This window comes from Acinetobacter sp. 161(2023) (assembly GCF_037027805.1).
In the GTDB taxonomy this organism is placed as follows: Bacteria; Pseudomonadota; Gammaproteobacteria; order Pseudomonadales; family Moraxellaceae; genus Acinetobacter.
The window spans coordinates 80,917-90,721 of sequence record NZ_JAZEYD010000017.1; the positions used below are offsets into that span (position 1 = coordinate 80,917).

Consider the following 9,805-nt stretch of genomic DNA (forward strand, 5'->3'; position numbering starts at 1 on the left):
TATATGGATTTATAACTTACTGGAAAAAACTGGCATGCGGCACACACATTTTTTAATGCCTTTGGCACTTGTTAGCGCTATGGCAGCGGTACAACAAGCATATGCAGCTGATGATTTCGTTGTTCGAGATATTCGCGTAGATGGTTTGGTCCGTCTTACTCCTGCAAATGTTTATACCATGTTGCCAATCAACAGTGGCGATCGCGTTAATGAACCGATGATCGCAGAAGCAATTCGAACATTGTATGCCACTGGACTTTTTGACGATATTAAAGCATCAAGAGATAACGATACTTTAGTTTTTAATGTCGTAGAACGCCCAATTATTTCAAAACTCGAATTTAAGGGTAACAAACTTATTCCTAAAGAGGCATTGGAACAAGGCCTTAAAAAAATGGGAATTGCTGAAGGCGAAGTTTTCAAGAAATCGGCTTTACAAACAATTGAAACTGAATTAGAGCAGCAATATACCCAGCAGGGCCGTTACGATGCTGATGTATCTGTTGATACGGTCGCTCGTCCAAACAACCGTGTTGAACTTAAATTAAATTTTAATGAAGGTACAGCTGCTAAAGTTTTTAATATCAATATTATTGGTAATACTGTTTTTAAAGACAGCGAAATTAAACAAGCTTTTGCAGTTAAAGAAAGTGGCTGGGCTTCTATTGTAACTCGTAATGATCGTTATGCGAGAGAGAAAATGGCTGCGAGCCTTGAAGCTTTGCGCGCTATGTATCTTAATAAGGGTTATATTAATTTCCATATTAATAACTCACAGCTTAATATTAGTGAAGATAAAAAGAACATCTTTATTGAAGTTGCTGTAGATGAAGGCAGCCAATTTAAATTTGGACAAACCAAATTTTTGGGTGATGCACTTTATAAACCAGAAGAATTACAAGCTTTAAAAATCTATAAAGATGGTGATACTTATTCTCAAGAAAAAGTAAATGCCGTTAAGCAATTATTGTTGCGTAAATATGGTAACGCTGGTTATTACTTTGCAGATGTGAATATTGTTCCGCAAATAAATAACGATACAGGCATTGTTGACTTAAATTACTATGTAAACCCAGGTCAGCAGGTCACGGTACGTCGTATTAACTTTACAGGTAATAGTAAAACTGCCGATGAAGTATTACGCCGCGAAATGCGTCAAATGGAAGGCGCTTTAGCGAGTAATGAAAAAATTGATTTATCCAAGGTTCGTTTAGAGCGTACAGGATTTTTTAAAACTGTTGATATTAAACCAGCGCGTATTCCAAACTCACCAGATCAGGTGGATTTAAACGTAAATGTTGAAGAACAACACTCGGGAACTACAACATTAGCTGTAGGTTACTCACAAAGTGGTGGTATCACGTTCCAGGCAGGTTTAAGCCAGACTAACTTTATGGGAACGGGTAACCGCGTTGCGATCGATTTATCTCGTTCCGAAACTCAAGATTACTATAACTTAAGTGTTACAGATCCTTACTTTACAATTGATGGGGTAAGCCGCGGTTATAACGTTTATTATCGTAAGACTAAACTTAATGATAACTATAACGTTAATAACTACGTTACCGATAGTTTTGGTGGTAGTTTAAGTTTTGGTTATCCAATTGATGAGAATCAGAGTTTAAGTGCCTCTTTAGGTATTGATAATACCAAGGTAACAACAGGTGCATACGTATCTACTTATGTACGTGACTACTTGTTAAAAAATGGTGGAAAAACCACTTCAACCAGCACTTACTGTCTCGGTGACCTTGTACAAGATCCAGCAACAGGAGTTTATAAGTGCCCAGATGACAAAGTTTCTCAGCCTTATGGGAGTGCATTTGAAGGTGAGTTCTTTACTTATAACTTAAACTTAGGTTGGTCATATAACACATTAAACCGCCCAATTTTCCCAACGTCAGGGATGTCACATCGAGTAGGTTTGGAAATTGGTTTGCCAGGTAGTGATGTTGACTATCAAAAAGCGACTTATGATGCTCAGGCATTTTTCCCTATTGGTAGTAAAGGTTTTGTACTTCGTGGCTATGGTAAACTTGGCTATGGTAATGATTTGCCATTCTATAAAAACTTCTATGCGGGTGGTTATGGCTCTGTCCGTGGTTATGATAACAGTACTCTGGGTCCGAAATATTCAAGCGTAAATTTACAAGAAGAAGGCAAAGATGACTCTTCTCCAGAGGATGTGGGTGGTAACGCTCTAGTGCAGTTTGGTACTGAGTTAGCTCTACCATTACCTTTTAAAGGTGACTGGACTCGTCAAGTTAGACCAGTAATTTTTGCTGAAGGTGGTCAAGTATTTGATACTAAGTGCGACGTTCGTTCTTATTCTATGATTATGAATGGTCAGCAAATTGCAGACGCTAAAAAATACTGTGAAGATAACTATGGTTTCGACTTAGGTAATATGCGTTATAGCGTAGGTGTAGGTTTTACATGGATTACCATGATTGGACCATTATCGCTTAGCTATGCATACCCATTAAATGAAAAGTCTGGTGATAAAACCAAAGAAATCCAATTTGAAATCGGTCGTACTTTCTAAGTACGACTTGACTAAACATGAAATAAGGACACAAATTTAAATGAAAAAATTAAATATATTAATGTTAGGACTAGGTCTGACAGTTTCTGCTATGACTAATGCTGCAGGCTATGGTGTTATTGATCTGGCTAAAGTTGTTGAAAACAGTGCTTATTTGAAACAACAAAATGCAAGTTTAAATCAATCAGTTAAGCCAACAACAACTCGTCTTGAGCAGTTGGGTAAGGAATTAGAAGGTCTTCAGCGTCAAGCCCAAACTCAGGGGCAAAAAATGAAAGAAGATGATATTAAAAAGCTTCAGGCACAATATCAGACAAAACTTAATGAATTTAATTCGACTCAACAAGGTTTGCAGTCTAAAGTTCAAACTAGTTTGCAAGGAATGAATTCAACTTTCGAGAATCGCGTGAAGCAAGCAGCTGAACAATTACGAAAAGAAAATAATCTTGACTTCATTTTGAATAAAAATTCAACTGTTGCCTATGACGCTAAATATGATTTAACTGATAAAATGATTCAAAAGGTTAATTCAATGAAATAAATTAATGACAGTGCAACATTATCGTTTAGATGAACTAGCTCACCTCGTAAATGGTGAGCTAGTAGGTATGGGTAGTCTTCAATTTATAAACTTAGCAAGTTTAGAAAATGCTGAAACTCATCAAATTGCTTTCGTGAATGGCGAAAAGTATATTGCTCAAGCAAAGGCTAGCCGCGCGGGTGCGTACATTGTTACAAGCCTTATTAAAGAACAGCTTCCTGACAAACAAAATTTTATTATTGTTGATAATCCTTATTTAGCTTTTGCCATACTTACTCATGTTTTTGATAAAAAAAACACATCTGTAGGTATAGAAAGTACGGCTCAAATTCATTCTTCTGCGATTATTTCTGAAACAGCATATATCGGTCATTACGTTGTAATTGGTGAAAATTGTGTGGTAGGTGATAATACAGTTATTCAATCACATACAAAGCTTGATGATAATGTAGAGGTTGGAAAAAACTGTTTTATTGACTCTAATGTCACTATTACGGGTGGTTCTAAACTGCAAGATCGTGTTCGTGTACATTCTAGCACCGTGATTGGAGGTGAAGGTTTTGGCTTTGCTCCTTATCAAGGCAAATGGCATCGTATTGCTCAATTAGGTTCAGTTTTAATTGGAAATGATGTTCGGATTGGATCAAATTGTAGTATTGATCGAGGTGCGCTCGACAACACTATTTTGGAAGATGGGGTAATTATTGATAATCTTGTGCAAATCGCACATAACGTTCATATTGGTTCAAATACAGCTATCGCTGCTAAAAGTGGAGTTGCAGGTAGTGTTAAAATTGGCAAAAACTGCATTCTAGGTGGAGCTTGTGGAGTATCAGGGCACCTTTATATTGCTGATAATGTGACTCTAACAGCAATGTCAATGGTCACAAAAAATATTTCTGTGGCTGGAACTTATTCTTCTGGAATCGGGTTATTTGAAAATAGTCATTGGAAAAAGACAATTGTACGCTTGCGACAATTAGCAGATGTGCCATTGACCCAAATCACTAAACGACTTGATCATATACAAGCTCAAATAGAGTCTCTTGAATCAACCTTTAATTTGCGTAAATAGAATATTATGACCGAGTCAACTACACCTAAATTTGCCATCCCTGAATTACCAATGCAGATTCAAACGATTCGTCAATATTTGCCGCATCGTTATCCATTCTTATTGGTTGATCGTGTGACTGAAGTTACTGACAATAGTATTGTTGGTTATAAAAATGTTTCTATCAATGAAGAATTTCTACAAGGACATTTCCCAGAATATCCAATTATGCCTGGCGTTCTAATTGTTGAAGCACTAGCTCAAGTTTCAGGTGTTCTAGGATTTATTATGAACAATGAAACACCAAAACCAGGTTCTTTGTTCCTGTTTGCCGGTGCAGAAAGAGTTAGATTTAAAAAACAAGTAGTTGCAGGTGACCAACTTGTATTAAAATCCGAGTTGGTAATGCAGAAGCGCGGTATCTACAAATATAATTGTACAGCTAGCGTTGACGGCATTGTAGCAGCAACCGCTGAGATTATGATTTCACACCAAAAAACAGAGCAGGCATGAGCAATCACGATTTAATCCATTCTACCGCCATTATTGATCCATCTGCAGTGATTGCTTCGGATGTTCAAATAGGACCTTATTGTGTCATTGGGCCTCAAGTGACTATAGGTGCTGGTACTAAATTACATTCTCATGTGGTAGTAGGTGGTTTTACCAGAATTGGCCAAAATAATGAGATTTTTCAATTTGCAAGTGTTGGTGAGATATGCCAAGACCTGAAATACAAAGGTGAAGAAACTTGGCTTGAAATTGGTAACAATAATTTAATTCGCGAACATTGCAGCTTACATAGAGGTACTGTGCAAGATAATGCATTAACTAAAATAGGTAGTCATAACTTATTGATGGTAAATACGCATATAGCGCATGACTGTATTGTAGGTGATCACAATATCTTTGCTAATAATGTTGGTGTCGCTGGACATGTACATATTGGTGATCATGTTATTGTGGGAGGGAATTCTGGCATTCATCAATTCTGTAAAATCGATTCTTACAGTATGGTGGGTGGCGCATCGCTAATTTTAAAGGATGTACCAGCTTACGTTATGGCTTCTGGTAATCCAGCCCATGCATTTGGTATTAATATCGAAGGAATGCGTAGAAAGGGTTGGTCTAAAAATACAATTCAGGGTCTCAGAGAGGCTTATAAGTTAATTTTTAAATCAGGGCTTACCTCTGTTCAAGCTGTTGAGCAGATTAAAAATGATATACTTCCGAATGTTCCTGAAGCTCAATTATTAATTGACTCTGTTGAACAGTCTGAACGTGGTATTGTGCGTTAAGAAAATATATTAAAAAAACACCGCATATTGCGGTGTTTTTTTTTCTTAAAATTATTATTTATTAAAAAATTTAGCTTCTTCAGATTTTGGATATTGACTTAAGATTTTAGTTTTATATTGGTTTGCTGAAGCTGTATTTTTATCAACATCTTTAGCAATGCTATAGAGTTGATAAAGAGCACGAGGAGCTTTACTAGAATTTGGATATCGAGTTGCTACTACATTGTAGTTCTTTTTTGCTTCATTATAGTTAACTGGATCAGTTGCTAAATTAAATTCAGCTAACCAAAAATAGGCATTTCCCGTATAAACACTATTTGGATGATTTTTGATAAAGTTTTGCATTGGAGCAATTGCTTTTTTTGCACCACCTTGTTTGTAGGCATCTAAAGCTACAGTGTAGGCAGCCTTTTCAAGCTCTACTGGGTTTGATTGATTTTGTGAAGGTGGTTGAGACGCATCTGGTTGTGGTGGAAGCGTAGTGGAAGGGCTGCTTGTTGGAGTAGCATCAACCACTTTGTTATCTACTCTGGAGGCTTCTGTGTTTGCCGTAGCTGGAGTGTCACTTTTTGCAGGATTATCTGATGGTGCACTTTCAGGATCTACTTTCTGATTAAGGAGTTCTAAGCGTTGATCTAGGTCCGTATAGCGATTAGATAAATCTTTTTTCAATTGTTCAATATCGTTTGATTGCTCTTCTAATTGCCCACGTAAGGTACGTATATCACTCTCTAATTGTTGGTTTTTTTGCATTAATTCCCAGTTTAAATTACTAGGAACCGAAACATTATTAGAAGAAGTGTTAGTTGAACTACCACCGCTTTGGCTTAAACCGCGAGACTCAATTGGAACGTTGGCATAGAGAGAGGTAGTGCTCATTAAGGCAATAAATAATAAAGAATGCTTCATCAATCGCATGAGTATAGGTCCATAATTTTATGTAAAAGCCAACTTGAGAAAGGAATATATAAGCTATTCACTTAACTATCTAAGATTTTAATTGGTCAATGCAATTAAAACAGCTAACAATATAAATGCAAGAATAGTTTACAATCTTCAAGCATATTTTATCCAAAATAAGATACAAGAAAGAATATAGGAGAGAGAAGTATAGAAAATTATGGTTTTTTGCTGATGAATTAATCAATCGAAACATAAACTTGCTTAAAACTGTGAAGAAGGCTTGCAACTCTTTTAAAAATCTCTATACTCTGTTTTGCAATGGTAGCCCCGCTGGTGGCTTCGCAATTGTACTCTGTGAACCCCGCCAGGACCGGAAGGTAGCAACGGTAGCAGATCTATGATGTGCCGAAGTTTTGCTAGTGGGGCTGCCACCATTCTTTTAGTCCATTTTCCTTTGGACTGCTTTTATAATTACATCTAAATCAAATCCTCTATATTGTAAAAACCTAATCTGTTTCGCTTTAAGCTTCGGATCTTTTTCTACTTCTTCGCCAAACTTCTTCACTTTTAGTTGATATGCTTGTTCTATCCAGTCAATATTCTGAATATCTTCTGCAATTAAATCATTTTCGATTTGTTTTGTTTTTAAAGCTTGCTTAATACGCTTTGGTCCTTTGCCTTTACGAATTTGGCTAGCAAGCATTTGTTCAGCAACACGTTGATCACTTTGATAATTCTGTTCAGATAATTCCTCAACAAGTTGCTTAACTTCTTCAGGATTTTGTGCATAACGAGTTAATTTTTCAATAAGCTCTGCTTTGGAATAATCCCGACGAGTCAATAAAGCAAAAGCATAAGAGCGTAAACGCTGGCCAGTAAGCGGGGCTCTTTGTTGAGACTGTTCTTCAGTTCTTTTGAACATATTATGATTCCCTTGTAAAAAAACGCCCCGAAGGGCGTTTTAAGGTGCATGAATAATTAAGATTCTAATAAAAGATCAGCTTCTTCTTCATCTTCAACTTGAGCAGCACCATTAGTACCTGTTGTTAACAGTTGTTCACGGATATTACGTTCAATCTCTCCAGCCATTTGAGGGTTTTCTTCAAAGTGGCGAATAACATTGTTCTTACCTTGACCAATTTTATTACCCTGATATGAATACCAAGCACCTGCTTTTTGTACGATATCTTGCTGTACAGCTAAATCTACAAGTTCGCCTAGCTGGTTTGTGCCTTTACCATAGAGAATTTGGAAAAGAGCCTCTCTGAAAGGAGGTGCCATTTTGTTTTTAACAACTTTAACGCGAGTTTCAGAGCCGACGATTTCATCGCCTTCTTTTACTTGACCAATACGGCGGATATCTAAACGTACAGAAGCGTAGAACTTCAATGCGTTACCACCAGTTGTGGTCTCAGGGCTACCAAACATTACCCCAATCTTCATACGGATCTGGTTAATGAAAATAACCATACAGTTTGAGCGCTTAGCATTACCAGTAATTTTACGAAGTGCCTGACTCATTAGACGAGCTTGTAAGCCCATATGAGAGTCACCCATCTCACCTTCAATTTCTGCTTTAGGGGTAAGTGCCGCGACTGAATCGACAACAATCATATCAATTGCGCCAGAACGGACTAGCATATCTGCAATTTCAAGTGCTTGTTCACCGTTATCAGGTTGTGATACAAGCAGGTTATCAATGTCCACACCGAGTTTACGTGCATATTGTGGATCTAATGCATGCTCTGCATCGATAAATGCACAAGTACCGCCAGCTTTTTGACATTGTGCAATCGCTTGTAGAGTCATTGTGGTTTTACCAGAAGATTCTGGACCATAAATCTCGACAATACGACCTTTTGGTAAACCGCCAATCCCCAATGCAATATCTAAAGTCAAAGAGCCTGTAGATACAGCTTCAACAGCTTGAACAGTGTTGTCACCGAGACGCATCACCGTATTTTTGCCAAATTGTTTCTCAATTTGACTTAGCGCGGCTTGTAATGCTTTGCTTTTATTCTCATCCATCTCAAAAACCTCAATACTCTATGTTCATCACGTTTAACCCAAGTGGATGCATTGAATCTCAACTTGTTTCACTGGGCTAATAGTGACAGATTTTTTCTATAGCTTCTATGTGTTGTATGTGTGTGTGCGACACAACTCGACGTTTTTATTCATCACCATATGACCAATTTTGATCATTCTCCTGTTTAAACCGAATAATTTGTCGACGATCCTTTTTACCAGGTCTATGATCAGGTCGAGCTAGATTATGCAATTTTCGTTGGGATGCAATCAACTCTCGTCTAGCAATACTCACTTCGGTTTCTTCATAAAGTTGCTGTGCGATTGGAGCTGGACCACGTGTATTCGAAAGGGCTTTTATCACAACAGTTTTTTTATCAAACCCTTGCTGAATAATAAGTTCCATTCCAACTCGAATTTCTTTGGAAACTTTTACACGCTCATTATTGTGATGTACTTTACCTCCTTCAATCGCTGCTTTAGCAATTGAACGAGTTTTAAAAAAACGAGCAACCCATAACCATTTGTCGACCCGCATGGTCTCTACAGCATCGTTTTCACGCAATTTTGACATCATTATCCTTTCTATCAATTTCATTCAATATAGACAGCAATTCTGTAAGTCGATCTAGTGCTTTATATTCTAAATCTTGATGCTGTCTTATACCCTTTAGACTTGAGGGCTGTGAGATAGTAAACAAGTGTTTAATACCAAATTTTTCTGCCGTTTTTAATACAGGAGCCATATCGTCAATAAAAATCGTTTCATCTGGATTGAAGGGGTGTAATCGTTGAAGCTCTTGCCAAAAATTAATATCTTCTTTGGCATAACCTACTTGTTCACTTGATATGATGACATCAAAGAAATGTTCAATTGCAATATTATCGAGTTTTAAGTGTAAGCTCGCGCGGTCAGCATTAGTCACTAGCCAACACGTGTATCCTTGTTCTTTAAGTTGTTTCAAAAGCTCAATACAGCCAGAACGAACTTGGATCTTAGATTGAAATTCTTGTTGTAATTTGAGTACATCAACTTCTACAGTTTTAGTCCAATAGGTTGATGAATACCAAACAAGAGTGTGCCGATGTGATTGATAAAATTGATATAGCTTTTTTTGGCTTTCTGCGAGGGGAAGTTGATGTATTTTCGCATGTCGTTCAGGAAGACATTCATTCCAAATGAAATCATCAAAAGCGAGATCTAAGAGTGTACCATCCATATCAAACATTATGATTTTAGACATATTTTTAAATATCTCCAAAATCATTCAAAGTAAAATTTTTAAGACACATCTACCATATATCCTTTTAAAATCATAAATTAAACACTCACACTAATTTAAAGCTTCATCCATTAATTTTTCTAAAATTTGTATAAATTAATATGATGGATTGAGAAGGTAAATGGTTTGAAATTATAACGTGGAATTTTGTAA

The 9,805-nt window shown here is 36.9% G+C and carries 10 protein-coding genes and 1 other RNA gene; 6 read left to right on the forward strand and 5 right to left on the reverse strand.

Annotated features, from left to right (window positions below; genetic code table 11):
* The first annotated feature begins 34 nt into the window (after positions 1–34).
* Genes bamA through lpxA form a run of 5 tightly spaced genes read left to right on the forward strand, consistent with a single transcriptional unit; the run spans position 35 to position 5,438 of the window.
* On the forward strand, positions 35–2,545 hold the full coding sequence (gene bamA, locus WA249_RS16225) for an outer membrane protein assembly factor BamA (protein ID WP_442891987.1): 2,511 nt from the start codon (positions 35–37) through the stop codon (positions 2,543–2,545).
* 40 nt (positions 2,546–2,585) lie between these two features.
* Positions 2,586–3,086, forward strand: coding sequence for an OmpH family outer membrane protein (locus WA249_RS16230; protein WP_336170215.1), 501 nt, complete (start codon positions 2,586–2,588; stop codon positions 3,084–3,086).
* 4 nt (positions 3,087–3,090) lie between these two features.
* A complete protein-coding gene (lpxD, locus tag WA249_RS16235; RefSeq protein WP_336170218.1) occupies positions 3,091–4,161 on the forward strand; it encodes a UDP-3-O-(3-hydroxymyristoyl)glucosamine N-acyltransferase in 1,071 nt (356 codons plus the stop codon).
* Between the two features lie 6 nt (positions 4,162–4,167).
* Complete coding sequence (gene fabZ / locus WA249_RS16240) at positions 4,168–4,653, forward strand: 3-hydroxyacyl-ACP dehydratase FabZ (RefSeq protein ID WP_000140523.1); 486 nt, start codon at positions 4,168–4,170, stop codon at positions 4,651–4,653.
* Positions 4,650–5,438: an acyl-ACP--UDP-N-acetylglucosamine O-acyltransferase gene (lpxA, locus tag WA249_RS16245; protein ID WP_336170223.1), complete on the forward strand. Its 789-nt coding sequence runs from the start codon at positions 4,650–4,652 to the stop codon at positions 5,436–5,438. The genes fabZ and lpxA overlap by 4 nt, the downstream gene beginning before the upstream one ends.
* Positions 5,439–5,492: 54 nt before the next feature.
* Here lpxA and WA249_RS16250 read toward each other — a convergent pair whose 3' ends face one another.
* Positions 5,493–6,356 (reverse strand): YbgF trimerization domain-containing protein, encoded by an 864-nt coding sequence (locus WA249_RS16250; protein WP_336170225.1) that lies wholly within the window; start codon positions 6,354–6,356, stop codon positions 5,493–5,495.
* A gap of 313 nt (positions 6,357–6,669) precedes the next feature.
* Here WA249_RS16250 and ffs point away from each other — a divergent pair.
* An RNA gene (ffs, locus tag WA249_RS16255) (signal recognition particle sRNA small type) lies at positions 6,670–6,766 on the forward strand.
* Positions 6,767–6,780: 14 nt separating this feature from the next.
* Here the strand turns inward: ffs and WA249_RS16260 are convergent.
* The 4 genes from WA249_RS16260 to WA249_RS16275 all read right to left on the reverse strand — a co-directional run bounded on the left by WA249_RS16260 (position 6,781) and on the right by WA249_RS16275 (position 9,613).
* On the reverse strand, positions 6,781–7,263 hold the full coding sequence (locus WA249_RS16260) for a regulatory protein RecX (RefSeq protein ID WP_336170227.1): 483 nt from the start codon (positions 7,261–7,263) through the stop codon (positions 6,781–6,783).
* Between the two features lie 56 nt (positions 7,264–7,319).
* A complete protein-coding gene (gene recA / locus WA249_RS16265; protein ID WP_336170229.1) occupies positions 7,320–8,369 on the reverse strand; it encodes a recombinase RecA in 1,050 nt (349 codons plus the stop codon).
* A 145-nt stretch (positions 8,370–8,514) separates the two neighbouring features.
* Entirely contained in the window at positions 8,515–8,943 is a 429-nt protein-coding gene (locus WA249_RS16270; RefSeq protein WP_336170231.1) for an RNA-binding S4 domain-containing protein, read from the reverse strand.
* The gene (locus WA249_RS16275; RefSeq protein WP_336170233.1) at positions 8,927–9,613 is read right to left on the reverse strand and encodes an HAD-IA family hydrolase; all 687 of its coding nucleotides are present in this window, start codon (positions 9,611–9,613) and stop codon (positions 8,927–8,929) included. The genes WA249_RS16270 and WA249_RS16275 overlap by 17 nt, the downstream gene beginning before the upstream one ends.
* Positions 9,614–9,805: the final 192 nt, after the last annotated feature.

Coding starts and splice junctions, on each gene's coding strand:
- lpxD (WP_336170218.1), top strand. CDS start 3,091: ATGACAGTGCAACATTATCGTTTAGATGAACTAGCTCACCTCGTAAAT.
- fabZ (WP_000140523.1), top strand. CDS start 4,168: ATGACCGAGTCAACTACACCTAAATTTGCCATCCCTGAATTACCAATG.
- WA249_RS16250 (WP_336170225.1), bottom strand. CDS start 6,356: ATGCGATTGATGAAGCATTCTTTATTATTTATTGCCTTAATGAGCACT.
- WA249_RS16270 (WP_336170231.1), bottom strand. CDS start 8,943: ATGTCAAAATTGCGTGAAAACGATGCTGTAGAGACCATGCGGGTCGAC.
- WA249_RS16230 (WP_336170215.1), top strand. CDS start 2,586: ATGAAAAAATTAAATATATTAATGTTAGGACTAGGTCTGACAGTTTCT.
- bamA (WP_442891987.1), top strand. CDS start 35: ATGCGGCACACACATTTTTTAATGCCTTTGGCACTTGTTAGCGCTATG.
- lpxA (WP_336170223.1), top strand. CDS start 4,650: ATGAGCAATCACGATTTAATCCATTCTACCGCCATTATTGATCCATCT.
- recA (WP_336170229.1), bottom strand. CDS start 8,369: ATGGATGAGAATAAAAGCAAAGCATTACAAGCCGCGCTAAGTCAAATT.
- WA249_RS16275 (WP_336170233.1), bottom strand. CDS start 9,613: ATGTCTAAAATCATAATGTTTGATATGGATGGTACACTCTTAGATCTC.
- WA249_RS16260 (WP_336170227.1), bottom strand. CDS start 7,263: ATGTTCAAAAGAACTGAAGAACAGTCTCAACAAAGAGCCCCGCTTACT.